At 70.7% G+C, this 25,775-nt stretch carries 24 protein-coding genes and 1 tRNA gene; 8 read left to right on the top strand and 17 right to left on the bottom strand.

Features of this window, described 5'->3' with window-relative positions:
• Positions 1-55: 55 nt before the first annotated feature.
• Entirely contained in the window at positions 56-952 is an 897-nt protein-coding gene (locus tag DGO_RS23720) for a serine protein kinase RIO (RefSeq protein ID WP_043800590.1), read from the bottom strand.
• Between the two features lie 322 nt (positions 953-1,274).
• Positions 1,275-1,349 (bottom strand) — tRNA-Glu (locus DGO_RS01815).
• A 180-nt stretch (positions 1,350-1,529) separates the two neighbouring features.
• On the opposite strand from DGO_RS01815, the gene DGO_RS01810 reads away from it, so the two are divergent.
• The gene (locus DGO_RS01810) at positions 1,530-2,555 is read left to right on the top strand and encodes a CobW family GTP-binding protein (RefSeq protein WP_014683769.1); all 1,026 of its coding nucleotides are present in this window, start codon (positions 1,530-1,532) and stop codon (positions 2,553-2,555) included.
• Between the two features lie 152 nt (positions 2,556-2,707).
• Here DGO_RS01810 and lpdA read toward each other — a convergent pair whose 3' ends face one another.
• The 3 genes from lpdA to DGO_RS01795 all read right to left on the bottom strand — a co-directional run bounded on the left by lpdA (position 2,708) and on the right by DGO_RS01795 (position 6,594).
• On the bottom strand, positions 2,708-4,114 hold the full coding sequence (lpdA, locus tag DGO_RS01805) for a dihydrolipoyl dehydrogenase (protein WP_014683768.1): 1,407 nt from the start codon (positions 4,112-4,114) through the stop codon (positions 2,708-2,710).
• A gap of 94 nt (positions 4,115-4,208) precedes the next feature.
• Positions 4,209-4,865, bottom strand: a complete 657-nt coding sequence (locus tag DGO_RS01800; RefSeq protein WP_043800586.1) for a response regulator — start codon at positions 4,863-4,865, stop codon at positions 4,209-4,211.
• Positions 4,866-4,947: 82 nt separating this feature from the next.
• A complete protein-coding gene (locus DGO_RS01795) occupies positions 4,948-6,594 on the bottom strand; it encodes a sensor histidine kinase (RefSeq protein ID WP_145975225.1) in 1,647 nt (548 codons plus the stop codon).
• A gap of 262 nt (positions 6,595-6,856) precedes the next feature.
• Here DGO_RS01795 and DGO_RS01790 point away from each other — a divergent pair, with 262 nt between their 5' ends.
• Positions 6,857-8,188, top strand: a complete 1,332-nt coding sequence (locus tag DGO_RS01790; RefSeq protein ID WP_014683765.1) for a dicarboxylate/amino acid:cation symporter — start codon at positions 6,857-6,859, stop codon at positions 8,186-8,188.
• Positions 8,189-8,352: 164 nt separating this feature from the next.
• On the opposite strand, the gene DGO_RS01785 is transcribed toward DGO_RS01790, so the two are convergent.
• The 3 genes from DGO_RS01785 to DGO_RS01775 form a co-directional block, all read right to left on the bottom strand.
• Positions 8,353-9,291 (bottom strand): pseudouridine-5'-phosphate glycosidase, encoded by a 939-nt coding sequence (locus DGO_RS01785; RefSeq protein WP_043800582.1) that lies wholly within the window; start codon positions 9,289-9,291, stop codon positions 8,353-8,355.
• Positions 9,288-10,469: a PfkB family carbohydrate kinase gene (locus tag DGO_RS01780; RefSeq protein WP_014683763.1), complete on the bottom strand. Its 1,182-nt coding sequence runs from the start codon at positions 10,467-10,469 to the stop codon at positions 9,288-9,290. Before DGO_RS01780 ends, DGO_RS01785 begins: the two co-directional genes overlap by 4 nt.
• Before the next feature lie 347 nt (positions 10,470-10,816).
• On the bottom strand, positions 10,817-10,996 hold the full coding sequence (locus DGO_RS01775) for a hypothetical protein (RefSeq protein WP_043800578.1): 180 nt from the start codon (positions 10,994-10,996) through the stop codon (positions 10,817-10,819).
• Between the two features lie 62 nt (positions 10,997-11,058).
• Between DGO_RS01775 and DGO_RS01770 the strand changes: the two genes are divergently transcribed.
• A complete protein-coding gene (locus DGO_RS01770) occupies positions 11,059-11,514 on the top strand; it encodes a dUTP diphosphatase (protein WP_050920643.1) in 456 nt (151 codons plus the stop codon).
• Positions 11,515-11,611: 97 nt separating this feature from the next.
• Here the strand turns inward: DGO_RS01770 and DGO_RS01765 are convergent, their stop codons facing one another.
• Positions 11,612-12,196 carry a single-stranded DNA-binding protein gene (locus DGO_RS01765; protein WP_014683760.1) on the bottom strand — a complete coding sequence of 195 codons (585 nt, stop codon included), beginning with the start codon at positions 12,194-12,196 and terminating at the stop codon, positions 11,612-11,614.
• A gap of 284 nt (positions 12,197-12,480) precedes the next feature.
• Here DGO_RS01765 and DGO_RS01760 point away from each other — a divergent pair, with 284 nt between their 5' ends.
• Complete coding sequence (locus DGO_RS01760; protein WP_050920642.1) at positions 12,481-13,677, top strand: branched-chain amino acid ABC transporter substrate-binding protein; 1,197 nt, start codon at positions 12,481-12,483, stop codon at positions 13,675-13,677.
• A gap of 158 nt (positions 13,678-13,835) precedes the next feature.
• Here the strand turns inward: DGO_RS01760 and DGO_RS01755 are convergent, their stop codons facing one another.
• From DGO_RS01755 to DGO_RS01745, 3 genes are all read right to left on the bottom strand, one after another.
• A complete protein-coding gene (locus DGO_RS01755) occupies positions 13,836-14,210 on the bottom strand; it encodes a hypothetical protein (protein WP_043800575.1) in 375 nt (124 codons plus the stop codon).
• A complete protein-coding gene (locus DGO_RS01750; RefSeq protein WP_014683757.1) occupies positions 14,207-15,094 on the bottom strand; it encodes a hypothetical protein in 888 nt (295 codons plus the stop codon). Before DGO_RS01750 ends, DGO_RS01755 begins: the two co-directional genes overlap by 4 nt.
• A gap of 72 nt (positions 15,095-15,166) precedes the next feature.
• Positions 15,167-15,856 carry a YqhA family protein gene (locus tag DGO_RS01745; protein WP_043800572.1) on the bottom strand — a complete coding sequence of 230 codons (690 nt, stop codon included), beginning with the start codon at positions 15,854-15,856 and terminating at the stop codon, positions 15,167-15,169.
• Positions 15,857-15,915: 59 nt separating this feature from the next.
• Here DGO_RS01745 and DGO_RS01740 point away from each other — a divergent pair, with 59 nt between their 5' ends.
• Positions 15,916-16,698 (top strand): APH(3') family aminoglycoside O-phosphotransferase, encoded by a 783-nt coding sequence (locus tag DGO_RS01740; RefSeq protein WP_014683755.1) that lies wholly within the window; start codon positions 15,916-15,918, stop codon positions 16,696-16,698.
• Between the two features lie 65 nt (positions 16,699-16,763).
• Here DGO_RS01740 and DGO_RS01735 read toward each other — a convergent pair whose 3' ends face one another.
• Complete coding sequence (locus DGO_RS01735) at positions 16,764-17,513, bottom strand: hypothetical protein (RefSeq protein ID WP_014683754.1); 750 nt, start codon at positions 17,511-17,513, stop codon at positions 16,764-16,766.
• Between the two features lie 232 nt (positions 17,514-17,745).
• On the opposite strand from DGO_RS01735, the gene DGO_RS01730 reads away from it, so the two are divergent.
• A complete protein-coding gene (locus tag DGO_RS01730) occupies positions 17,746-18,702 on the top strand; it encodes an ABC transporter substrate-binding protein (RefSeq protein ID WP_014683752.1) in 957 nt (318 codons plus the stop codon).
• Between the two features lie 63 nt (positions 18,703-18,765).
• Here DGO_RS01730 and DGO_RS01725 read toward each other — a convergent pair whose 3' ends face one another.
• On the bottom strand, positions 18,766-19,230 hold the full coding sequence (locus tag DGO_RS01725; RefSeq protein ID WP_014683751.1) for a hypothetical protein: 465 nt from the start codon (positions 19,228-19,230) through the stop codon (positions 18,766-18,768).
• Positions 19,231-19,362: 132 nt separating this feature from the next.
• On the opposite strand from DGO_RS01725, the gene DGO_RS01720 reads away from it, so the two are divergent.
• Together DGO_RS01720 and DGO_RS01715 are read left to right on the top strand one after the other, a co-directional pair.
• A complete protein-coding gene (locus DGO_RS01720; RefSeq protein WP_014683750.1) occupies positions 19,363-20,127 on the top strand; it encodes a class I SAM-dependent DNA methyltransferase in 765 nt (254 codons plus the stop codon).
• Entirely contained in the window at positions 20,124-21,092 is a 969-nt protein-coding gene (locus tag DGO_RS01715) for an NAD(P)H-dependent glycerol-3-phosphate dehydrogenase (protein ID WP_043800568.1), read from the top strand. Before DGO_RS01720 ends, DGO_RS01715 begins: the two co-directional genes overlap by 4 nt.
• Positions 21,093-21,099: 7 nt before the next feature.
• On the opposite strand, the gene DGO_RS01710 is transcribed toward DGO_RS01715, so the two are convergent.
• The 3 genes from DGO_RS01710 to coxB form a co-directional block, all read right to left on the bottom strand.
• Entirely contained in the window at positions 21,100-21,867 is a 768-nt protein-coding gene (locus DGO_RS01710) for a class I SAM-dependent methyltransferase (RefSeq protein ID WP_014683748.1), read from the bottom strand.
• Positions 21,868-21,940: 73 nt separating this feature from the next.
• Positions 21,941-24,403 carry a cbb3-type cytochrome c oxidase subunit I gene (locus DGO_RS01705; RefSeq protein ID WP_014683747.1) on the bottom strand — a complete coding sequence of 821 codons (2,463 nt, stop codon included), beginning with the start codon at positions 24,401-24,403 and terminating at the stop codon, positions 21,941-21,943.
• The gene (gene coxB / locus DGO_RS01700) at positions 24,400-25,635 is read right to left on the bottom strand and encodes a cytochrome c oxidase subunit II (RefSeq protein WP_014683746.1); all 1,236 of its coding nucleotides are present in this window, start codon (positions 25,633-25,635) and stop codon (positions 24,400-24,402) included. Before coxB ends, DGO_RS01705 begins: the two co-directional genes overlap by 4 nt.
• Positions 25,636-25,775 lie beyond the last annotated feature (140 nt).

The raw sequence follows: 25,775 nt of genomic DNA, 5'->3' as shown, positions 1-25,775 counted from the left end.
GCCTCGGCGGCCAGGACCGCGCCGTTACTGGCGACCGCCAGCTTTGAGGCGGCGTTCAGGGCAGCACCAGGCGCGGCTCGGGGGCCGGGCCCTGGGCGCGGCGCTGCACCTCGCGCAGGGTGGCCTCGGTATCGGTCTGGATGCCGTGCTTGCGGAAACTCGTCACGAGGCTTTGGGCGTCGCGGCGCAGGAGTTCGGAGAAGTTGGGGTTCGTTCGGGTGGTCAGTTGGGGAAAGTCGATGATGGTCACGGTGTTCTCCCACCACAGGAGGTTGTAGGTGCTGTAGTCGCCGTGGGCGTAGCCCAGCCGCAGCAGTCCGGCCATGCCGTCCAGGCTCTGGTCCCAGGCGCTGCGGGCCTGTTCGGGCGTGAGGCGGGCGTCGCTCAGGCGGGGGGCGGGCTCGTCCTCGGTGCCGATCAGGGCCATCAGGACGGCCGGACTGGTCTCGCCGTAGTCGATGGCGTGCGGCCCCACCAGCGGCTCGGGCACGCTCAGGCCGGCGGCCCACAGGGTCCACAGGTGCGCGTACTCGGCGTTGACCCAGCTCGCCTGAAGCATTTCCAGGCCCTTCTTGCTGCGGGCGGTCATGGCGCGCGCGGCGCGTTCGTCGGTGACGACCTGGCCCTCGCGGTAGATGGCGTCGTTCTTGAACGAGCGGGCTTCGAACTCGCGGTAGAGCTTGAGCAGCAGGCTGCCGCGCGGGCCACGCGCGATGTAGGCGGTCGCTTCCTTGCCGCTCTTGAGTTCGGCCACCACTTCGGTGATGTGACCCAGTCGCGTCAGGCGCTGGATGGTCGCGTCGCCCACCGTTCCGGTATCTGCGCCCGTCAGCGTTCCCAGGCGGCGGCGGCCCAGAGGCTTTTTGGTCTTGTACTTCTCACGGCGTTCGGGGCGCACGTCGGCACCCTCGATTTCGGCCTGAACGTCGCGGGGACGCCAGCCGCCGTTCATGGCCGGGGCCGCTCAGGCCAGGGAGAGACTCTGTAGGGCAGGTGCTGCGGCGTAGATATGGACACGGGAACTCCGGGTTGCGTCGAGAAGGCTCGGGGTTGCGGGCCGGCGGCCGATGTTGTTGTGATCCATGTGCAAGCACCTCCTTTCAGGTACGCCCCGATGGTAGCAGGGCCGGGGCGCGAAAGGGGACGAACATGACCGCCCTAGGCCATCCAGCCTAGCGGCAATGGCGGGCGCGTGGGAGGTGCCCACCGGCCGGGCGACCCGCCCCGAAGCCAGCGAAACCAAAGAAAAACCTCCGCCGAAGCGGAGGTTTTGCTGGTGACCCCAACGGGATTCGAACCCGTATCGCTACCTTGAAAGGGTAGTGTCCTAACCGTTAGACGATGGGGCCACACCACTTCAGTTTTCTGGAGGCTCGCACCTTTGGGGTGCTTCGCTTACCTGAACTGCCTTTCAAGGGGCGCCGTTTCCGGCACGCACAGAAAGATACAGGGGAAACGCAGATTCGTCAAGCGCTTCCCACGGGCCTCCGCCACCTTGCCTTATTGATAATTATCTATCAATATGAGGTATGACCGATATGCGTATTCCTGTCACCGTGATCGGCGGTTTTCTGGGGGCCGGCAAGACCACGCTGGTCAATCACCTCGTCCGCGAGGGCGCGGCGCACTTCGCCCGGACCGCGCCGGGACGGCGCATGGGCGTCATCGTGAACGAGTTCGGGCAGACCGGCGTGGACGGCGGCCTGATCGAACGGATGACCGACCGGCCCGAGGACGTGCAGGAACTCACGGCCGGCTGCCTGTGTTGCGTGGGCCGTGACGACCTGATCCGCGCGCTGGTCATCCTGGCGGGGCGCGGCCAGGAGGCAGGCGGCGCCCCGGCCCACGTCCTGATCGAGCTGAGCGGCGTGGCCGATCCGGTGCCGGTGCTGCACACCCTGCTCGATCCCTCGGTGCGGGCGGTCTTCCGGCTCGACCACCTCGTGGCGGTGGCCGATGCCCGACACCTCGCGCGGACGCTGACCGAGAACCCGGAGGGGGCCGCTCAACTCACCTACGCCACCACCGTCCTGCTGAACAAGACCGATCTCGTGCCCGCTGCCGCGCTGGAGCAGGCGCGTGGGCTGGTGCGCGCCCTGAACCCACTGGCCCACATCGAGGAGACCCGTCAGGCCCGGGCCGACGCCCTGCGGCTGCTGGACACGCGGGCCTTCGGGGCCGACTGGACGCCGCCGGAAGCCGCGACCACACACACCCGCGCCCTGAAGAGCTTCACGCTGGAGAGCCGCGCGCCCCTGACGGCGGCGGGCTGGCACGCCCTGATCGGGCGGATCGTGTCGCGCCCGGCGCAGGTGTTGCGGGTCAAAGGCGAGCTGAGCCTGGAGGCGCACCCGGAGCGCCTGACCCTGCACGCCGTGCGCGACCTGATCACCCTGGACCCGACCGGCGAGCCCCGCAGCGGCCTGACCCGGCTGGTCATGATCGGGCGCGACCTGAACCCCGACGAGGAGCGCGCCGCTTTCGCCCGCCTGAGCGGGCAGACCCGCCCGCAGGTACTGCGCCGCGTACCGAAGGGCAGTGGGGTCAGGCTGTAGCCGGGGGCGGGTCTCGGCCGACAGGGGGGATGGCCCGGCGCCCGGACCTCCAGCACTGTGCCGGATGCCCGTTGATCGCGGGGCGCCGAGCTCCTGTGCCCGGTTTCGCCCGGAGGCTTCCGCACCGTTTCCGGAAGCCTCCGGCCTTCGCTTTACATGTGCAGCGCGCGCTTGTCGGCGGCCAGGGCCGCTTCCTTGACCACTTCCGAGAGGGTGGGATGGGCGTGGACGGTGCGGGCGAGGTCCTCGCTGCTGGCCCCGAACTCCATCAGGGCGACGATCTCGCCGATCAGCTCGGAGACGTTCGGCCCGATCATGTGGACGCCCAGCAGGCGGTCGGTGTCGGCGTCGGCCACGACCTTCACGAAACCGCGCGGGTCGCCGTGCCCCAGCGCGCGCCCGTTGGCGCTGAAGGGGAACTGCCCGGTCTTGACGGTCAGGCCCTTGTCCTTGGCGCCCTGCTCGGTCAGGCCCGCCCAGGCGATCTCGGGGCTGGTGTAGATGACCCAGGGGATCACGTCGTAGTTGACGTGTCCGGCCTGGCCGGCGAGCATCTCGGCGACGGCCACGCCCTCTTCCTCGGCCTTGTGCGCCAGCATCGCGCCGCCGATCACGTCTCCGATGGCGTAGATGCCCGGCAGGTTGGTGCGGTAGTGGCTGTCCACCTGCACGAAGCCGCGCGCGTCGAGGCCCAGGCCGACCGCCTCGGCCCCCAGGCCGGCGGTGTGCGGCACGCGCCCGATGCTCACGATGAGCTTGTCGAAGGTCGCGGTGACTTCCTGGTCCTTCTCGGTGTAGGTGACGCTCACGCCCGCGTCGTCTTGCGTGACGGCCGAGATGTTCACGCCGAAGTGGAATTCCAGGCCCTGCTTCTGGAACTGCTTGAGGGCCTCCTTGCCGATGGCGGCGTCGGCGGCCATCAGGAAGCCGGGGAGGGCTTCGAGGACGGTCACCTGCGCGCCCAGGCGGCGCCACACGCTGCCCAGCTCCAGGCCGATGACCCCGGCGCCGATCACGCCCAGCTTGCCGGGCACGGCGTCGAAGGCCAGCGCGCCGCTGTTCTCGACGATGTGGCCGCCGAAAGGCGCGAGCGGCAGCGCGCGGGGGCTGCTGCCCGTCGCCACGATGACGTTCTTGGCCAGGACCTCGGTGCCGGCGGCGTCCACGACCCAGCCGCCTTCCTCCTGACGCACGAGCTTGCCCAGGCCGAAGAAGGACGTGACCTTGTTCTTCTTGAACAGGTAGGCGATGCCGCCCGTGAGCTTGTCCACGACGCCGGCCTTGCGCGCGAGCATCTTCTCCAGGTTGACGCTGGCGCCCGTGACCTCGATGCCGTGCTCCTGGGCCTCGTGCGAGATCATCTCGAACTTCTCGCTGGAGTCGAGCATCGCCTTGCTGGGAATGCAGCCCACGTTCAGGCAGGTGCCGCCCAGCGAGGCCTTGCCGCCGCGCTCGAAGGCGTCCACGCAGGCGGTCTTGAGACCGAGCTGCGCGGCGCGAATGGCCGCCACGTAACCTGCCGGGCCGCCGCCGATCACCACAACGTCGTAGGAGTCCATAACGCCCCTGAGCGTACCACCCGCCTCCCAGTCGGATTGGGGGACGTTCCCCAGGCGGGAACACCTGCCTCCCTGCCCCCGGGACGCTGGGCGCCTACGCCCTCCTGTAGCGTTTGGCCGGGCGGCCCACGGTGCCCGCATCGGTTTCGGCGACGGCCTCGCCGCTCTGGGCGAGCTGTTCGAGGTAACGCCAGGCGGTCACGCGGCTCAGGCCCAGGGCCGCGCCCACCTCGGCGGCGGTATGGCCTCCCCCGGCGCGCAGGGCGGCGCGCACCCGCTGGAGGGTTCCGGGGTCCAGGCCCGGCGCGGCGCTCTCGGGACTGCCGCGGAACAGGGCGTCGAGGTCGTTCTGGCGCACGTCCGGGCGGCGCCACAGCGCGGCGCGCTCGCGGGCCCGCTCCAGCCCCTGCCGGAAGCGTTCGGGCGTCACCGGCTTGACGAGGTAGTCGGCCGCGCCGTACGCCAGGGCGTCCTGCACGCTCGCGGTGTCGCTGGCCGCCGTGACCAGAATCGCGTCGAGCCGCGCGCCCCCGGCCCGCAGTTCGCGCAGCAGGTCCAGGCCGCGCCCGTCGGGCAGCTGCACGTCGAGCAGCAGCAGTTCGGGGGCCAGGGTCGCGGTCATGGCGCGCGCCACCCGCAGCGTCTCGGCGTAGCCCAGCACCTCGAAGCCGCCCGCCTCGGTCAGCAGCCGGCGGTGCAGGGCCGCGATCTGCAGGTCGTCCTCGACGATGAGGGTGCGGATGGGGGTCACCGGGCCTCCGGGGGCAGGGCGCCCCCGGAGGGGGGGCGCGGGACGGCGGGACGGCGGGACAGGGGAAAGGTGGCGGCGCGGCTCATGTCGGCTCCTCCGGCAGGGGCAGGTCGAGGGTGAAGCGGGTCCAGGGCCGCCCCCCCTCGTCGGCGGGGCGGTCGTAGGTCAATTCTGCGCCCAGCGCGCGGGCCCGGGTCCGCACGAGCGACAGGCCCACGCCCCGCCCCTGGCCCTTGCTGCTGCGCCCCCGCTCGCCCAGCACGGCGGCCAGCTCAGGCGGCACGCCGGGGCCATTGTCGCGCACCTCCAGCACGACGCCCTCGGGGTCGGCGGCGATCAGTACGCGCACCTCGGCCTCCGGCTGCCCGGCGAGCGCCTCGAAAGCGTTCTCGATGAGGTTGCCGGCGGCCAGTTCCAGCAGTTCGGGCACGCCGGTCGGCAGCTGGGCGGGCAGGGCGCACAGCGGGTCCAGGGTCAGCTGCACCCCCACCTCGGCGGCGCGGTCGTATTTGCCCAGCAGCAGGGCGGCCAGCCGCAGGTGCCGCAGCCGCCCCACCGCCCCGGCGTGGGCCTGGTGCCGCCCGGCCTGGGTGTGGATCAGGCGCAGGGCCTCGCCCGTCTCGCCCAGGTGGATCAGGCCCGCCAGGGTGTGCAGGCGGTTGGTGAACTCGTGCGTCTGGGCGCGCAGCAGCTCGGCGTAGCGCTGCGCCTGGGTCAGCTCGTCGGCCAGCTCGCGCACGCGGGCGAGGTCGCGCAGCGTGATGACCTGGGTGGCCGCGCCCGCCGGGGTCAGCGGTCCGGCCTCCACCTCGCGCGCGCTGACCAGCACGGGCCTGCCCCCCACATCCAGCGGCGTGGTCGTGTCGGGCAGGCCGACCAGCGGCGCGGGCAGCGGCACCGGCAGTTCGGGCGACTGCACGCCCAGCAGCGCGCGGGCCTGCGGGTTCATCACGTGGATCTGGCCCGCACGCGCGACCACCACACCCTCGTCGAGCGAATTCAGGACCGCCCGGAAGCTCAGCAGCGCCCCGGCGATCTGCTCGGGTTCCAGGTTCAGCATCTCGTGCCCGATGCGCCGGGCCAGGGCGCGCGCGAGCCCCAGCGCGAGCAGCAGCGCGCCTAGATACCACGGCAGCGCCGCGCGGATCACCTGCCAGAACACGTCGCGCACCTGCGGCAGCAGAAAACCCACGCTCGCCAGCCCCAGCACCTCGCCGCTCCCCGACAAGACCGGCACCTTGGCCCGCACCGAGCGCCCCAGCGTGCCCTCGACCGTCTCGGTGACGCTCTGGCCGCGCAGGAAACTCTGGAAGTCGCCGCCCACCATCTTCTCGCCGACGCGGGCCAGCTCCGGGTGGGTCAGGCGGCGGGTGCTGCGGTCGGTGACGACCACGTAGGCCGCGCCCAGCGTGAGGCGGTAGCGGCCGATCAGGGTGTTCAGGCCCGCACGCTCGGCCGCGTTGCCGCTCAGGGCCGCGACCACCGGAGGCAGGGTGGCGACGAGCCGCGACTCGCGCAGCGCCCGCTCGGCGAAGGTCTGGTGGACGCCGCGCAGCAGCGCCGCGCTCGCCAGCCCCGCCAGCGGCAGCGCCAGCAGCAGAAAGGCCCCCAGCGTGAGCAGAAAGAGGCGCGAGCGCACCTGAAGCAGCTGCGGGGTATGGGGCAACGCCACCTCGCGCGCCAGGGCCGGCACGCGGGGCGCGGCGGGACGGGAACGCCGGAGGCTCACGGTGGAGGCAGTGTGGCACAGCGCCGGGGGTTGTGTTCAGTCGCTGCACAAATCGCCGGGGCGGCGACGGCGGCGTTTTGGCTGTCCTGGCCGCAGGAATCCAGAATCCCGGACGGGACGGGCCGGCCGCCGCCGTGCGCGCGGCTCCCCCAGGGCACACACTGACCCCCAACCAAACTCGCCGAGCCTACCCCGCAGGTTCTTGCCCCCCCCGCGCCGTCGCCACGTTCCGGGCCGTCGCCCTGGCCCCTGGAGGCCCCCTATGCCCAAAGTGTTCCGCAGTCTCTACGCGCAGGTCCTGACCGCCATCGTGCTCGGTGTGCTGGTCGGCCACTTCTTCCCGACGGTGGGCGAACAGCTCAAGCCGCTCGGCGACGGCTTCATCAAGCTGATCAAGGTCGTGATCGGGCCGATCATCTTCTGTACGGTCGTGGCCGGCATCGCCAGCATGCGCGACACCAAGCGCATCGGGCGCGTGGGCGGCAAGGCCCTGATCTACTTCGAGATCGTGACCACCCTGGCCCTCCTGATCGGCCTGTGGGTCGTGAACCTCATCGGCCCCGGCCGCGGCATGAACGTGAACCCGGCGGCGCTCGACACCTCGGCCATCACCAAGTACACCGAGGCGGCGGGCGAGCAGACGGTCGCGGACTTCATCCTGCACGTCATCCCGACGACCTTCGTCAGTGCCTTCACCGAGGGTGACCTGCTCCAGGTGCTGCTCATCGCGCTGCTCTCGGGCTTCGCGCTGCTGCGCATGGGCGCGGTCGGCCAGCGCGTGCTGCACGGCATCGAAGCCGTGAACACGCTGGTCTTCAACATCCTGGGCTTCATCATGAAACTCGCGCCCATCGGGGCCTTCGGGGCGATGGCCTTCACCATCGGCAAGTACGGCGTGGGCAGCCTGCAACAGCTCGCCGCGCTCATGGGCACCTTCTACCTCACCTGCGCGCTGTTCATCTTCGTGGTCCTGGGCCTGATCTGCCGCGCGGCCGGCTTCAGCATCTTCAAGTTCCTGCGCTACATCAAGGAAGAACTGCTGCTGGTGCTGGGCACCTCGAGCAGCGAGTCGGCGCTGCCCCGCCTGATGGCGAAGCTGGAAAACGCCGGGGCCGACAAGAGCGTGGTCGGGCTGGTCGTGCCGACCGGGTACTCGTTCAACCTCGACGGCACCAGCATCTACCTGACGATGGCCGCCGTGTTCATCGCCCAGGCCACCAACGTCAACCTCTCGTTCGGCCAGGAGATCGCGCTGCTGGGCATCCTGCTGCTGACCAGCAAGGGCGCGGCCGGCGTCACGGGCTCGGGCTTCGTGGTGCTGGCGGGCACGCTGGCCGCCTTGGGTACCGTGCCGGTCGCGGGCCTGGCGCTGATCCTGGGCATCGACCGCTTCATGAGCGAGGGCCGCGCCATCACCAACATCATCGGCAACGGCGTGGCGACCCTGGTCGTGGCCCGCAGCGAGAAGGCGCTGGACATGAACCGCCTGACCCGCATCCTGAACGGCGAGACGCTGCCCCCCGTGAATGCCGAGGTCGCCGCCGAGCAGGGCGCCGAGGGCCGTCCCCTGGGCGGGGCGCCCCAGCACGCCTGACATCCGCGCCCACCTGCCGCGCCCCGCTTCCGCCCTGTCCGGCGGGGCGGGGCGCGGCGCTGCACTTCGCGGTGGGAGGAGCCGGACACCAGGGCCCGCCGCTGCCCACAGCGTCCGGGCCGCGCCGCCGGGCATCCCCAGCGGCGCGGCCCGGATGCTCAGGCTCAGGCCAGGGCGGCGTACTCGGCGGCCACGCGGGCGGCCACGGCGGCGTTGTGGCGCACCAGGGCGATGTTGGTCGCCAGGCTGCGGCCCCCGGTGATCTCCACGATGCGGCCCAGCAGGTAGGGGGTGGTGTCCTTGCCGGTCAGGCCCAGGGCGTCCATGTCGGCCAGGGCGCGCTCGATGTTGGGGGCCATGTCGGCGGCCGGAATCTCGTCGGCCTCGGGGATGGGGTTGGCGAGCATCACGCCGCCCGCGAGGCCCAGCGCCCACTTGGCCCGGAGCACGCGGGCGACCTCGGCCTCGCTGCCCACGCTCAGGGGCGACTTGAAGCCGCTGCGGCGCGAGTAGAAGGCCGGGAACTCCTCGCTGCCCAGCGTGATGGCCGGCACGCCCTGGGTCTCCAGGACCTCCAGGGTCAGGCCGATGTCCAGGATGCTCTTGACCCCGGCGCTCACCACGCACACGTCGGTGCGGGCCAGTTCCAGCAGGTCGGCGCTGATGTCCATCGTCTCGCCCGCGCCCCGGTGGACGCCGCCCGTGCCGCCCGTCGCGAAGACCCGGATGCCCGCCAGCGCCGCAATCCGCATGGTCGAGGCGACGGTGGTCGCGCCGTGCTGCCCGAGGGCCACGGTCACCGGCAGGTCACGCGTGCTGATCTTCTGCACGTTCTTGTCGGTGGCGAGCAGGTGCAGTTCGTCGGGGCTCAGGCCCACCTTCAGGCGACCGCCCAGCACGGCGATGGTCGCGGGCGTAGCGCCGTTCTCGCGCACCACGTCCTCGACCCCGCGCGCCATCTCGACGTTCTGCGGAAAGGGCATGCCGTGGCTGATGATGGTGCTTTCCAGCGCCACCACCGGCCGCCCGGCGCTGAGCGCCTCGGCGACTTCGGGGTGCAGGTCGATCAGGTCGTGGGCGGGCATGTTCGTCTTCAGGGTCATGACAGGTCTCCTTGAGGGGGGGTCTGGGGGGCAGGGGCAGGGACGCCAGGCGGGGGCACGAGACGCGCGCGGATGGCGGCGGGGGACAGGGTCGGAAGGACGGTATGGCTGCTCTCGATGGTCAGGGCGGCGGCGGCGTGGCCGTGGCGGGCCGCCTCGGCGGCGCCCAGACCACCGGCGAGGGCGGCCAGGAAGGCGGCGAGCATCGCGTCGCCCGCTCCGGTCACGTCCACCACCCGCGCCGGCAGGGCCGGGAAGGTCTGGACACCGGGCGCGCCGCCGTCCACCCCCGCCTCCGAGAGCAGGCTGCCCCGGCGGCCCCGGCGCACCCAGACCAGCGTGAGGCCCAGGGCGTGCAGCTCGGCCGCCGCCCCGGCGATGGCCCCGTCCTCGTCCGCGACGTCGCGCCCCACGAGCGCCCCGAGTTCCCCGAGGTTGGGGGTCACGGCGTAGGGCACCGGGCCGGCGAGCAGGGCCGGGCGCAGCCGCGCCGCCTTGGGCACGCTGACCGGCTCGAACACGACCGGCGTGCTGTTGCCGGCAGCCAGGGTCAGCAGCTGCGCCAGGGCCTCCGCACTCAGGTTGCCGTCGGCCACGATCCAGCCCGCGCCGGCCAGCACGCCCCGGCGTGCGCGCAGCACTTCGGGCGTGAGTTCGTCGGTCACGTCCATCGCCGCGACCGCGATCACCAGTTCGCCGGCCGCGTCCAGCACCGCCGTGTAGGTCCCGGTGGCGCAGTGGGGCGAGAGCAGCGCCGGCCCCACGTCCACCCCCGCCGCCGCCGTGCGCTCCAGCAGCAGGTCACCCACCGGGTCCTGGCCGACCGCCGTGATCAGGCGCGTGTCGGCCCCCAGACGGGCGAGGTTCTCGGCGACGTTGCGCGCCACGCCGCCGGGGGCCTGCGAGGCGCGGCCGGGATTGCTCGTCGCGCCGATGACCTCGCCCGTGATGCGCGCCTTGATGTCCAGGTTCGCGCCGCCGACCACCACCACCCCCGTGCGCGCCGGGGGCAGCAGGTAACCGCGCCCCAGCAGCGCGCCCTTGCGCGTCAGGTGACCCACGTAGACGTTGACCGCTGCCCGCGAGATGCCCAGCCGCCGCGCGAGGTCCTCGGGCGAACTCAGGGGCGCCTCCCGGATCAGGTCCAGCACTTGCTGTTCACGCGCGGTCAGGGACATGGATTTATTCTAGCAAAGATATTTATTTTAATAAAGAGACTGGGAATCCGCCATCTTGCTTAAGGCGTCTGCACGTTCGGCACATGTGCGGCCAATCTGTCTGGGGCAGAATAGTCAACGGCTTAGCAGGCCTGCCCAGCGAGAAGACGGCGGGGCAGGAGCCGGAGGGAGACGCCCACCTCTTGATTCAACGGGCGCGCGAGGTGGGCGGTTCCAGGCCGCCGCTGGGTTCGAAGCCCGCACCCACCCCCACATCAGGCATATACAGACAGGCACCCTAGCCGCGGGGTGCCTGTCCGTTTTGCTCTCTGCTGGTCACAAGCGGCCGTGGTCCGCCCTGACCCGGCTCAGCCGTCCTCGTCCTCGGGTTCGTGTTCGGGATGCCGCTGCTCTTCCAGGCGCACGCGGCGCTGGGTGGGACTGAGGTTCTCGCGCGTGGCCGCGTCCGGCCCGGTGTCCAGACCGCTGATGAGCACTTCGCCGTGCGCCGGGGTGTCCGGGCCTGCCTGATCCTCGGGTCGGGTCATGCGGCCAGCGTACTCCTGCGGAGGCCGGATGTGGGGGCCGGAGGCGGCGGTAGCATCGGGGCATGACCCCCCCCTCCCCTCCCCCTCCCCTCCGACCCACGAACGCCGAGCGTCTGCGCGAATTTCACCGCGCCATCGGCCTGACGCCACCCACGCGCCCGGCCGTGCCCACCGCCGACGTGCTGGCGCTGCGCCGCACCCTGATCTCCGAGGAATATGCCGAAACCGAGGCCGAATTCGCGGCCCTCGCAGAACGGATCGGGGCGGGCGAGGCCGTGCCGCCGGGTGACCTGACCCCACTGGCGCACGAGCTGACCGACCTGCTGTACGTGACCTACGGCGCGCTGGACCTGCTGGGCATCGACGCCGACGCCGTGCTGGCCGAGGTCCACCGTGCCAACCTGAGCAAGGCCAGCGGTCCGCGCCGCGCCGACGGCAAACAGCTCAAGCCCGAGGGCTGGCAGCCCGCCGACGTGCGCGGCGTGATCGCGGAGCTGGGCCGCCGCGACCTGGGCTGAGCCGCCCTGCGCCGCCGGCCCGGAACCGGGCACGGCGGCGGAGCATCCGGGCTAGGGCCCGGCCCGGGTCAGCGGGTCGGCGTGCGGCGACCGGCGCTCAGAAGGGCGGTTCCTCGTCGGCCACTGCCGCCGCGACCGGAGCCGGGCGGGCCGCCACGGGCGCGGGACGACCGGCCGGCGCGGCCTGAGGCCGGGGTCCGTTGCCGGCCGGCGCGGCGGGCCGGCTTCCCTGCGCCGGCTGGGAACGGCCCGCCGGCTGGGCGAAACGCTCCTGGCGCTTGCCCCCCCGGAAGATCGCCAGCGTGACGTACTCGAACTCGCCGTCGGCCTTTTCACGCACATGCTCGGGGTCGGTGTTCTTGGCCCCCCGGCTGTACTTGATGGCGGCCGGCAGCTTGAGCTTGCGGCTGTCCACGGCCTCCAGCTCGCGGCGGCGGTAGGCGTGGCCCCGGTGCATGACCATGTCCTCGCCCTCGTTGTTGGTGAACTTCCTGGCCCCGATCAGCGACCAGTCGAAATCCTGCTCGTTGTCCAGCGGGAACAGGTAGCCGCCCTGCGGCACCTCGCCGCTGGTCCAGCCCAGGCGACCGTACTGGCGCTGTACCTCAAGCAGCTTATCGGCGCTCTCCACCTCGACACTGACCCGTGCCCCCAGATCCGTCACAAATTCAATACGCAGCATGAAGCGGCCTCCTTATGTAAATAACATAACACGCCCGGCTCAGGAATGCTAGGGGCGTGGCCCTGTCCGGTACGGGCCGGAGAATGACAGCCTTCTGACTGCGCGGCGGCGGTCCTCCGTCAGATTCGCCGCATCTGCGTCCCGCACCCGAAAAGCAGGGGTTATGCTGCCTACACAATCCCGTCGCCCCAGGGGCAGCTGCGCCCCGGAGCACCTCCCGGCACGCCTTTTCTTTAAGGAGGAGGCGTAAGACTTGCGTGGAGGCGTTCTCTATAGGGTCGGTCATGCCCAAGCCGACCCCTGCCCGTACCGTCCTGACCCTTCTGACCCTTGCCCTGCTGCCGGGCGCGGCGCAGGCAGCGACCATCAAGGTGGCCACGGTCAGCCCGCTGTCGGGCAGCCTCGCGCCCATCGGGACCGAAGTGCGGCGCGGCGCCGAACTGGCCATCGAGGCGAAGGTCCGCACCTTCAAGTCGCAGGGCTACGACCTCGTGCTGGCCCCCTTCGACGACCAGGCCTCGGCGACCCGCGCGGGCAGCATCGCCCGTGACATCCTGGCCGACAACAGCATCGTGGGCGTGGTCGGGGCCCTGAACTCCAGCGTCTCGAACGTGCTGGCCCAGGCCTTCGAGCCGGCGCGGCTGGCGAGCGTCTCGCCCGCGAGCACCAACGACGCCCTGACGGGCCACGACTGGAACTCCTTCAGCCGCGTCGTCGCCCCCGACCGCGCGCAGGCGGTAGCCGCCGCGACCTACCTGCAAGAAGAGGTCGGGGCCAAGAACGTCTTCGTGATCTCCGACAACACCGCCTACGGCAACGGACTGGCGACGACCCTCCAGGCCAACCTCAAGCGCCGCAACATCGCCCTGAGCGGCTACGCGGGCGCGTCCGACCCGGCGGGCATCGCGGCGGCCGTCAAGAAGGTCAGCGAGGCGGCCCCCGACGTCGTGTACTACGGCGGCACCGACGACATCGGCTCGGCGCTCGTCAAGGCGCTGCGCGCGGCGGGCGTCAAGGCCGTGTTCATGGGCGGCGACGGCCTCGACTCGCCCAGCTTCGCCCAGCGCGCGGGCGGCAGCGCGACCGGCGTGGTGTACTCGACCGGCTTCGGCCCCGTGAGCGCCTACTCGGGCAGCGAGGTCTTCGCCCGCCAGTACCAGGCCAAGTACAAGACGGCCCCCAGCGGCGTCGCGATGATGGCCTACGACGCCACCAACGCGCTGCTGAGCGCCATGAACACCACCCTGAAGGCCGGCGGCGCCCTGCCCACCCGCGCCCAGGTGAGCGACGCCGTGCGCAAGGTGAACTTCGCCGCCTGCGTGAACAAGAGCGCCCTGCTGTGCGACAGCGTCTCCGGCCCCGTGGCCTTCGACGCCAGCGGCGAGCGGATGCGTTCGCGCGTGCTGGTCATGCGCCTGGGCGCCGACGCCAAGGCGAGCATCGTGACCATCAAGACCGTCACTGCCGACAGCCTGCGCTGAGAAGCAGGATTCAGAGGGACCGAGGGTAGCCCCTGGTCCCTCTGAACCGAGCGGAGCGAGCACCGAGGAAGGACGGCGGAGCGGAATACCGCTGAGAGCACAAGAAGAAGGAGGCGCACCCACCGACCGGGGGTCGCCTCCTTCTGGCCTGGCGGGGCCTAGCGGCGGCCGCCGTATTTGGGGCCGCTCTTGCGCACGCCCGCATAGCGGTTGCGTTCCTTGCGGCGCTGGGCACTGCTCCCGCTGCGGCTGCCCGCCGCCCCGGCCGGGCGCAGGGGTTCGCGGCGCGGCGCGAAGGTGTCGATGGTCATGAAACGCGCGAAGGGGATGTACAGCACGAAGACCAGCAGCATGCTGCCCCACCACGTGTTCAGGTAGGGCCGTAGCGGCGTGAGGCCCAGCACCCCGCTGACGAGTGTGGCGACGATGGCGAACAGCAGCACCCGCACGGCCAGCTTCAGGAGTTTGTTGGTCGTGAAGCCGGGCGCGGGGTCGGCGGTGGTCAGCCACACCCAGGGCCGGAAGTTCTTCATTCGCCGGCCTCGCGGATCGCCGCGCCGTGCTGGAGGCGCTCGGCGAAGGCCCGCAGTTTGGGGCCGCCGCCCTGCCCCGCGTCGAGGTCCAGCAGGAGCGTGGGTTTGTGCATCTTCGCGGCGATCCGCGAGAGGGACGCGTGGGTCGCGCCGTCGCGCGCCGGGGCCACGAACACCAGGCCGCGCACCATGCTCTTGCCGCCCAGCAGCGAGGCCGCGCCGAACAGTTCGCGGTCGCCGTTCTGGGCGCGGGCGGCGTTCTCCATGCGCTCGGCACGCTTGAAGACCTCGGTCAGCGGCAGGTCGCTGCTGTACACGGCGTGCAGTTCCAGACTTTCCAGCGCGGCGCGCAGTCCGGCGGCCAGCACCGGTTCGTCGAGCAGGGCGCGCGGCCCGATCACGCCGACCGTCGCGTGCGAGGCGCGGGTCAGGGGGGGCATTTCGGCCTTCGGTCCGGCCGCGAGCGGCTTGGCGCGGTCGAGGGCCAGCCGCACCCGGCCGCCCCCCGGCGAGAGCCGCAGGCCGATCTCGGCGGCCACGCGCTCGGTTTCGCCGGGCTCGGCCGGGAGGTCCGGCAGGGCGATCAGGGCGGGCAGGCCGCTGAGCCGCCGGGGCAGCAGCTCGGTCAGGGCCTCGCCCCAGGCGTCTCCGGACACGGCGGGCAGCTGGGACACCAGGGCGGCGTCCACCCGGCCCAGCGCCAGCACGCGCCCCAGGGCGAGTTGCACCGTCACCGGCTCCTGCGGCAGGCTCTCGCGGCCCAGGGCCAGGGCCTCGTCGTCGCCCAGACCCGGCGACGTCAGCTCGACACCCAGTTCCCGCAGATATGCCGCCCAGTACCCCGACAGGCGCGCCGCGCGCGATTCAAGCAGACCAACCTTCATTCTGAACAGTGTATCCGCAGCGGCCTTCCGGAAGTGGAAGGTGCACCCGCAAGGGGGGCGCGCCGCCTAGTCCTAGTCGCCGCCCCCGTCTCCGCCGTCCACCCGGCCCTCCAGCTTGGCCCGCGTGGCGTCCTCGGCGCGCTGTACGTCGCGCTCCCCGATCTGGCGCTGCTCGTTGCCGTGCTCGAACAGCTCGCGCCGGGCACGCAGCTTGGCCTCGGGCTGTTGCAGGTCGCTGCCCTGACGCCGGTGGACATACTGGAAGGCCACGAGCGCGCCACCCGCCAGCGCCAGCGCTCCCGCGAAATACAGCGTCTCCAGCGGCTCCTGCCAGCGGATGAAATGCTCCAGAAAAGTGACCCCCAGAATCACCACGATCACCGACACGACCTTCTGTTCCAGGTCGGCCAGCGTCTCGACCCCCAGCGCCGACGTGAGGTTCAGCGGCCGGATGAACAGGCTGTAGAGGCCCACCCCGATGATGTAGAACACCACCGCCTTGAGCATGGTGCTCACGACCTCCAGAAACTGGACGGCCAGCTCGCTCGTGGTGCTGTCCTCGCGCTGCCCGAACAGGTCGCGCCACGTCTCGTAGATGGTTTCGAGCGCGACCCAGGTGCCCTGGAGAAACAGGCTGAAGGCCACCAGCAGCACGGCGATCACGGCGATGAAGACCACGAAACGGGTGCGGCCGATCAGCACACTGAACCAGTCGTCCTGGAGAGGGGACGGCTGCGCCTTGGCCGGTTTGTCGCGAAACACGTTCCTATCCTGGGGCGGGCGCGCCCTTCGCGGGTCCGTTCCTGGCCTATCTTCCCTTCATGACCCTGCCCGACGCCCTGACCCTGCCCGGCGGCCTGCGCCGCGTCCTGCCCGCCGCCCGCTGGGAGCGCGTCACCCTGGGCCACAGCGGCGCGGGCGTGTGGCGCTCGTCACGGCATGTGGTGAAGGTGCAGTCGCGCGGCGGCCTGCCGGTCAGCACCCTGCCCCAGGAGCGCGAGCGGCTGCGCTACCTCGCCGGGCGCGTCCCGGTTCCGGCGGTGGTGGGCCTGGAGTCGGAGGGCGACTTCGATTACCTCGCCATGACGCGCCTGCCGGGGATTCCCATGAGCGACCCCGACGCTGCGCTGCACCCGGCGCGCATGGCCGGACTGCTGGCGCGGGCGCTGCGCGAGCTGCACGCCCTGCCGCTGCGCGACTGCCCCTTCACCATGACCCTGGCGGTGACCCTGCCCCTGGCCCGCGAACGCGTAGCGGCGGGCGTGGTGGACGAGACCGATTTCGACGTGTCGCGCAGCGGGCGCACGGCCACCAGCGTCTTCAACGAACTGGCGCGCACCCGGCCGGGGCAGGAGGACCTCGTGGTGACGCACGGCGACCCCTGCCTGCCGAACCTGCTGGTGGCGGGCGAGTACGTCGAGGGTTTCGTGGACGTGGGCCGGGCGGGTATCGCGGACCGTCACGCCGACCTCGCGCTGGCCTACCGCAGCGCCGCGCGCAACCTCGGCCCGGAGCATGCCGAAGCCTTTCTCGACCAGTATGGCCGCGCCCTGGTGGACCCACACAAACTCGCCTACTACCAGCTGCTCGACGAACTGTTCTGAGGCGACCCGGAACGGAACGGCGACAGGGCCGCCCCCATATCGGAGGCGGCCCTGTCGCTCAGAGGTTATTCCTCGTCGGTGCGGCGGTTGGTCCAGCCACGGTCGGCGCGGGCGCGGGGGCGGAACTCGCCCTGGTCGCCGCCACGGTCCTCGCGGGGGCGGAAGTCGCCGCCCTGGCCGCCACGGTCGCCACCGAAGCTCGGACGGTCGCCGCCACGGTCTTCACGGGGGCGGAAGCCGCCCTGGCCGCCACGGTCGCCGCCGAAGCTCGGACGGTCGCCGCCGCGGTCGTTGCCACGGAAGCCGCCACGGTCGCCCCCGCCGTAGCCGCCGCGGTCTTCACGGGGGCGGAAGCCGCCGCCCTGGCCGCCACGGTCGCCGCCGCCGTAGCCGCCGCGGTCTTCACGGGGACGGAAACCGCCACGGTCGCCGCCGCGGTCGCCGCCGAAGCTCGGGCGGTCGCCGCTGGGACGGTCGCCGCCACGGAAGCCGCCCTGGCTGCCCTGCGACTCGCGCATTTCGCGCATCTCACGGCGCAGGCCACGGATTTCCTTGCCCTGAGCCTCGATCATGGTCTTGAGTTCGTTCAGCAGGTCAATCAGGTCGTCGGCGTCGATGTACTCGTCTTCGCCGTCTTCGCCTTCGCCTTCACCCTGGGCAGCCAGTTCGGTGCCCTCGGCCTCGGCCTCCTGGGCGTCGAGAACCGGGTCCTCGTCGGGTTCGCCCTGCAGTTCGGGCAGAACGTCGCGCAGTTCTGCGGGGGTCGCGTCGTGCGTCTGAGCCGCCGCCTGCTGCTGGTCTTCGGGATTCGTCATGCTGTGCTCCTTTGTGCCCTGCTCTCGCACAGGGCTGTCCTATGTCGCGGCTGCGGCAAGTGCTTGCGCGCCGCTCAGGCCGTACCCTGTATCCTACCCCATTTCCTGCCGCGTGCCAGTCCCCTGAGCCGGAGGTGCAGGCCCCAGCGCCCGGCCCTCACCCCGCACTCAGACGGACGCGGCGTGGCATAAAGGTCACAGAAGGGTCCGGCGCGGTGCCTATACTCGCCCCATGTCCCGCTCCCTCCTGGCCACCCTCGCCCTGCTCGGCGCGTCTGTCGGCGCGGCCCAGAGCGCGTCTGTCCGCACCGTCAACGTCGGTCTGGGCTACGTGCCCAACGTGCAGTTCACGCCCTTTTACGTCGCCGACAAGCTGGGGTATTTCAAGGCCGAGGGCCTGAACGTCAAATTCCAGCACGGCTACGTCAACGAGCTGATGCCGCTGCTGCTCCAGGGCAAACTCGACTTCGTGGTGGGCGACCCCGAGGACGCCATCTTCGCGCGCACCCAGGGAGCCGACGTGCGCTACGTCATGGCGATGTACCAGAAGACGCCCGTCACCGTCTTCAGCCTCAAACCCCTGAATTCGGCCGCCGACCTGCGCGGCAAGACCCTGGGCATCCCCGGCCCCTACGGCAGCACCTACAACGCGGTGCAGGCCCTGCTGGGCAGCGCGGGGCTGGACGGGAACGTGCGCCTCGCCAACATCGGCTTCACGCAGCTCGACGCCGTGCGCGCCGGACGGGTGGACGCCGCTGCCGGGTACGTGAACAACGAGGTCGTGCAGCTGCGCGCCTCGGGCCAGAAGGTCTATACCCTCGACGTGACCGGGGCCTACCCCATGGTCGGCGTGGGCCTCATCACGACCGGCAAGAACCTGAGCGGCGACCTCGCCCGCAAGGTGGTCCGGGCCTCGCAGCGCGGCCTGAAGTTCACGACCAGCGACCCTGCCCGCGCCTTCAAGCTCGCGCAGCCGGTCTTCGGGGCCAGCGGCGGCGGCCTCGACATCCTGAAGGCCAGCGTGCCGCTGATGGGCAGCACCTACACCGCGCAGAACGGCCTGGGAGCCAGCGACCCCGCCGCCTGGACCAAGGCGGTCGCGGCGCTGGTCAAGCAGGACAAACTGCCTGCGGTCGCGAAGGCCAGCGAGTTCTACACCAATACCCTGATCAGCAAGACCGTCCGCTGACGGCCGGGCCACTCGCACGGGCCCCGGACCCCCGCACACCGGGGGAGGTCCGGGGCTCACGACTCAGTTGGCCGACTGGAGGTCGTAGTTGTTCAGGAGGGTCGTCTGGATCTGGCCGGTGTTGCCGTCGTAGATGTTCCAGCCGTATTTGGTCCCGTTGAAGACGGCATTGTCGCGCGCGGCATAGACCAGCAGCTTGCCGCTGTAGCGGCTCAGGACCGTATCGCCCGCGTTGTAGCGGTCGTCGTTGTTCGCGTCACGGAACACGATCACGCGGTAGGTGCCGTAGGGCACGTCGCGCGGCAGGGTCAGGGTGTAGCCGCCCGTCAGGAACTTGTCGATGACCTGGGCCTGCGAGCCGTCGGCGGTGTACTGGCCGTTGTTGTACCCCACCAGTGCGAGGCGCAGGTTCTGGTCGGCGCTGAAGCCGCGCAGCTGGCCCGACACGGCCGCGCTGCGGGTCCCCACCACGCTGCACGCGCTCAGCAGCAGGGCACTCAGACCGGTCGCCAGCATCACTCTGTTCATAGGTCCACCGTACCCGGCCACCCGCCGGGGAGCCAGCGGACCTTTTCTCACGGAGCGCACATTTCAGGGCGGCCAGGACCGGAAAGCTGACGGCGCCCTTGAGACTGCGCCTGAGCCGTTACAGTGACGGTCATGCAGCATCCTCCCTTCACGGCCCTGGCGGCGGTCTACGACGCCATCATGGCGGATGTCGAGTACGACGCCTGGGCCGACTTCATCCTGAGTTACGCCCGTGACGGTGGCCTCACGCCGCGTTCGGCGCTGGACCTCGCCTGCGGTACGGGCGGCCTGACCCGCGAACTCGTGGTGGCCGGCCTGGAGGTCACGGGCCTGGACGGCAGCGCCGAGATGCTCCGGCTGGCCCGCGAGCGGCTGCCGCGCGTGCCTTTCGAGCAGGGCGACCTGCGGAGCTTCGTGCTGGACCGACACTTCGACCTCGTGACCTGCGTGTTCGACAGCCTGAACAACCTGCTGACCCCGGAGGACCTGGGACGGGCCTTCGCGCGCGCGGCGGCGCATCTGCGGCCCGGCGGCCTGCTGGCCTGCGACCTCAATACCCGCCTGGGCGTGCGGGAGCTGTGGGAAGGCGACGCCATCGAGGGTCTGGCGACTGCCCCGAACGGCCAGGAGGTCCACTACCACTGGTCGCACCACCACGACCCCGACACCGACCTGGGCGTGGTGCAGGCGTTTTGCCGCGTGCTGGAGGACTCGGGCGAGTCGCGCGAGTTCGTCGAGACGCACCGCGAGCGCGGCTACGACCCCGCCGATGTGGCCCCGCTGCTTTCGGCGGCCGGCTTCGCGCGCTGGGAGATCGTGGAGTACCCCGACTACGCCGACCCCGGCCCCGAGACGCCGCGCATCTGGGTCTTCGCCTGGGCTGCGGGGGCGCAGTGACCCCCGCCGCGCCGGTCCCGGTACTGGGCGCGGGCGGCTGGGGCACCGCGCTGGCCGTCGCGGCGACCCGCGCCGGTCGCCCGGCGACCCTGTGGGCCCGCCGACCCGACTTCGCCGCCCGGCTGGGCGAGGTGCGCGAGAACCGCGAGTATCTGCCGGGCGTGACGCTGCCCCCCGGCGTGACGGTCACGGCCCGGCTGGAGGAGGCGGTGGCCGGCGCTCCCTTCGCCCTGGTGGTCGTGCCCAGCGTGGGCGTGCCCGACCTGCTGGAGGCCTTGCCACGCTCGCTGGGGCTGGTGCTGTGCGCCAAGGGCCTGGCCCCCGACGGCGGCGTACTGAGCGACCTGGCCGCCGGACTGGGCTTCGCGCGGGTGGCGGTCCTGAGTGGCCCCAACCATGCCGAGGAGATCGGGCGCGGCCTGCCGGCGGCCACCGTGGTCGCCAGCCGCGACGAGGCGCTGGCCGGGGCGGTGCAGGCGGCCCTGATGTCCCCCAGCCTGCGCGTGTACACCAGCACCGACCTCGTGGGTGTGGAACTGGGCGGCGTGCTGAAAAACGTGATGGCCCTGGCTGCCGGCCTGGGCGACGGCCTGCGCCTGGGCGACAACGCCAAGGCCTCGCTGCTGACCCGGGGCCTGCGCGAGATGAGCCGCTACCTGACCAGCCTGGGCGCGCAGGAGGACACGGTATACGGCCTGAGCGGCCTGGGCGACCTGATCGCCACGGCCACCAGCCCCCACAGCCGCAACCGCGCAGCCGGCGAGGCCATCGCGCGCGGCGAAAATCCGCAGATGGGCGGCAAGGCCGTCGAGGGCCTGCGCACCGCCGGGCTGCTCGACGCCTGGGCCAGTGCCCACGGCCACGACCTGCCCATCGTGCGGGCGGTGGCGCGCGTATGCGCGGGCGAGTGGACCCCTGCACGCGGCCTGAGCGAACTCATGGGACGCGAGGCGAAGGCGGAGTAAGGCCCCCTCAGCCCCTCGGCTTCTCTAGGCGCACGACCAGCATGGGCTCGGTGTGGGCCAGCAGCGCGCCGTCCGGGCCGAATTCCAGTCCGGCGCGCCCGCGCTGCTCAGGCGTCAGGCCCGCCGCCAGCGCCCGCAGTTCGGCCACGGCCGCCGCCGGGGTCCCGGCCGTCTCGGTCCACCACGCGAACTCCAGGTGGTAGGGCACCAGGGTGTCCCGGACCCAGGCGAAGCCCGCCGACGCGGCCAAGTCGCGCCAGTCCTGCACCGTACGCTGCGTGAAGTGGCTGGGGTCGCGCAGGGTCTGGTAGCGGTCTATCCAGCGGCGCGTCTCGGGGTCGGGGCTGATCTGGTCGGCCAGCACCAGCCGCCCGCCGGGGCGCAGGACCCGCCAGGCCTCGGCCAGAAACTGCCCCGCGTCCCGGAAATGGTGGGGGGCATGGCGCGAGGTGACCAGCGTGAACGAGCGGGCCGCATAGGGCAGCGCCTCGGCCGACCCCTCCACGAAGCGGGCGTGGGCGTGTCCCTCGGCCCCGGCCCGGAGGCGGGCATGGTCCAGCATCTTGCGGGCGAGGTCCACGCCCGTGACCTCGGCCACCAGCGGCGCCAGGGCCAGGGCCGTATTGCCGGTGCCGGTCGCCACGTCCAGGGCCAGGTCGTCCGGGCGGGGAGCGGCATACTCCAGCAGGACCGGAAGGCTGGCCCCGGCGCGGTGCACCTCGCTCGCGGCGTAGCGGTCGGCCTGGGCGTCAAACTGCCGGGCACTGTCGGTCATGCCCCGATCATGCGCCAAAGCAGGGGGGAGGGCCAACCTGCGGCCCTCCCCCCTGTCCTGCGGCGCGCCTGCGTTACCAGGCGTAGAAGATGGCGACGATCAGGAGCCACACCACGTCCACCAGGTGCCAGTACAGGCTGGCGGGCACGATGCTGCCGTGGTTGTACTTGTCCATCTTGCCGGTCATCGCCTGGTAGTACGGCAGGGCCACGCCCACGCCACCGATGATGATGTGCAGGCCGTGCAGGCCGACGATGATGAAGAAGCACGCCTGCCAGAGGTTCTGCTTCCAGTCGCTCTCGGTGCCGAACAGCGCGAACTCGTATACCTGGAAGATCATGAACAGGCCGCCCATCAGCAGGGTGATGAACAGGCCCAGGCGGCCCCAGGTCGCGCGGCCGTGGTGCAGGTCCTGCTCGGCCTTGTGGACCACGAAGGACGACGACACCAGGATCAGGGTGTTCACGGCGGCCAGCCAGACGTTGGGACGCAGGGCGGGCGGCTCGGCGGCCCCGATGACGCGCAGGTACACGTACCCGGCGATCAGCACCGCGAACAGACCCACTTCGCTGATGATGAACCAGCTCATGCCCATGAAGCCGTTGTCGTACTTGGTCAGGTGATGGTGCTCGACCGGCACGGCGTATTCACGCGTGCCCGCCCACTTGAACAGGCTGTAGAAGAACACCGGGAAGCTGAGGTACAGCACGACGCTCGCCAGCACGTGGCCGAAGGACGCCTGGAAGAAGGGCTGGAGACCGCCGGCCGGGGTGTAGTTGGTGAACCAGCCGAAGCTCAGGCCGTAGCCCATGAGCAGCAGCCCGACGGCCGTCATGAAGGGCCAGATGCTGTCCTGCGGCAGGTGGATGCTCTTGGGGTCCACCGGGGTCAGCGTCTCGCCGTTCTGCTCCCAGTCGTACAGGGGGCGCTCGGTCGGGAAGTTGCGGGGGAACTCGTGGGCGAAGTTGTACGCGGCGGGTGGGCTGGCGGCCGTCCACTCGAGCGTGAAGCCGCCCCAGGGGTTGGGTCCGGCGGTGATGGGCTGCTTCATGCTCTGGTACATGTTCCAGACGAACACGATGCCGCCGGCCAGCAGGGTCAGCGCGCCCAGGGTCGAGACGAAGTTCAGCTCGGTCCAGGCGAGGTTGCCCTCGGGGTAGGTGTAGTAACGCCGGGGCATGCCCAGCAGGCCCAGCACATACTGCGGCAGGAAGGTCATCCACGAGCCGACCATGAACAGCCAGAAGTGCAGCATGCCGGTCTTCTCGTTCAGGAAGCGCCCGGTCATCTTGGGCCACCAGTAGTAGATGCCGCCCATCGCCAGGAAGGCCGTACCGAACATCATCACGTTGTGGAAGTGCGCCACGACGTAGTACGACATGGTGACCTGATAGTCGAAGGGCACCATGCCCAGCGACACGCCGGTGATCCCGCCGATCAGGAAGTTGAAGATGAAGCCGATCAGCCAGTAGGTGGGCGTCTTCATCAGGATGCGGCCGCCCCAGAGGGTGCCGATCAGGTTGAAGATCTTGACCCCGGTGGGCACGGCCACGATCATCGTGGCGATCATGAAGGCGATCTGCCACGCCTCGGGAATGCCCAGGGCGAACATGTGGTGCAGCCACACCAGCAGCGACACGAGCACGATGCCCAGGATCGAGTAGACCATCACGCGGTAGCCGAACAGCGGCTTGCGGGCCATGGTCGAGGCGATCTCGGCGCCGATGCCCAGGTAGGGCAGCAGCATGACGTACACCGCCGGGTGCGAGTAGAACCAGAAGAACTGCTGCATGAGCACCGGCACGCCGCCGATGCCGGGGTTGAACATGCTCAGGCCCAGCTTGATTTCCAGGTAGGTGACCATCGCCGCCGCCGTCAGGCCGCCCAGCGAGGCGAGCTGAAGGATGCTGGTCGCGAAGATGCTCCACACGAAGATGGGCATCTTCCACAGGCTCATGCCCGGGGCGCGCATGTTCACGATGGTCGCGGCGAAGTTGGCCGAGCCGAGCAGCGAGCCGATACCGTTGAGGATCAGCGCGACCATCAGCACCGACACGCCGGTCTGGTTGGCGTCCACCGACAGCGGGTAGTAGAAGGTCCAGCCGACGCCGGGCGCGCCGCCGTTGGCGAGACCCAGGATCACCAGGATGAGGCTGAAGATGAACAGCCAGACCGCGAAGGTGTTCACGCGCGGCAGCGCCACGTCACGCACACCGAGCTGCAGCGGCAGGAAATAGTTCCCGAAGCCGAACAGGCCGATGGGAATGAGGAAGAAGAAGATCATGAGCGCCGCGTGCAGGGTCAGCACCTGGTTGTAGGTGTTGCCCACGAGCAGGGTCTGCTCGGGCAGCGCGAGCTGGAGCCGGATGCCGACGGCCAGGACGCCGCCGATGCCGAAGGCGAGAATGGAGACGATGATGTAGAGCAGACCGATCTTCTTGTGATCGGTGGTCATCATGTAGTCCTTGATGACCTCCCAGGCCCCGCGCCGTTCGGCACTGGCCTGCTGCGGAGTCGGAGCGTGTTGAACGGTCACTGACCCACTCCCTGGCCGCCATTGACGGGCGTGCCGCGCCAGTAGTCCGCTTCCTCGGGCAGCTTGAGGCTGCGCAGGTAGGCGGCGATGTCGTCGATTTCCTCGTCGGTCAGCGTGCCGCCCTTGGTGACCTTGCCGGCGATGACCGAGGTGCCGCCGTCATAGCGGGGCATCAGGCTGCCGGGCTTGACCACGGGGCTGTGCTTGAGCCAGGCGTGCAGCTCGGCCGCGGCCTTGGGCTCTTCCCAGTGCTGCGCGGTCATGGCTTCCCACATCCCGGCGCCCAGCGTGCGGCGGGTGCCGAAGAAGCTCAGGTCGGGGCCGCTGACGCCGCCCGCCGGGGTGCCCTGCACGCGGTGGCAGGCCGCGCAGGCGACCGCGCCCGTGCTGGACTTGCCCTGCATGAACAGCGCGTAGCCCGCCGCTTCCGGCGAGCCGGGCGTGGGCGTGGGGGCCACATAGGCCTTCGCCGCCGTCATGACCGTGTTGAAGCGGTCCTGATCGAGCGCGACGACCTTGTAGCGCATGTTGGCGTGCGAGGCCCCGCACAGCTGCGAGCAGTTGCCCTGGTACACGCCCTCGCGGTCGGTGTCCACTTCCCAGACCTTTTTCACGGTCGGGATGGCGGCGCGCTGGCCGCCGATGTTGGGGGCCCAGAAGCCGTGGATCACGTCGCCGCTCGTCAGGGTGATGGCGACCTTCTGGCGGGTGGGCATGATCATCTCGTTGCCGTTGGTCACGACGCCGCCGCCCTGCACCGACGAGGCGGGGTAGGCGAAGTTCCACCAGAACTGCCGGCCCAGGGTCTCGATGGCGACCGATTCCTTGCTGGTGGGGTTCAGGCGGGCCATGCTGCGCACCGTCAGGACGCTGAGGAACATGACGATGATGACCGGCACGACCACCAGGATGACTTCCAGGCGGTTGTTGCCGTGAAACTGCGCGGGCGCCTCGGTGTTGTTCTCTTCACGGAACTTGTTCACCGTGTAGAACAGCGCCGCCGAGACCCCGATGAAGATGATGACCGACAGGGCGATGGCCCAGATGCTCATCCCGAGGATCTCGCGGTTGTACGACGACGCCATGTCGCCGAGCGTGAGGGACTGGTTGCTCTGGCAGCCGCTCAGCAGCAGGCTGCCCAGGGCCGCGCCCGCGAGCAGCCGCCAGGGCACGCGCCCCGGTCCGCTGCGCCGGCGCGACTCGCCTGGCCTCTGGTCATGGTTGGTATTCAACGTCACTCCTTTCCTGTTCGCCCCAGTCTAAAGCGTCCCACAGCGAAATGCGCGCCGCCCAGACCCCCCGGCGGAGTCTGCGGCGTGAACGCGCGGGTCATACACTCGACCGACCGGTCAGGCACACCCCCCATGAGAGC

The sequence above is a fragment of the Deinococcus gobiensis I-0 genome (assembly GCF_000252445.1).
Lineage (GTDB): Bacteria > Deinococcota > Deinococci > Deinococcales > Deinococcaceae > Deinococcus > Deinococcus gobiensis.
The sequence above is the reverse complement of the archived record's forward strand: the minus strand, read 5'-3'. Positions and strand labels throughout refer to the sequence as shown.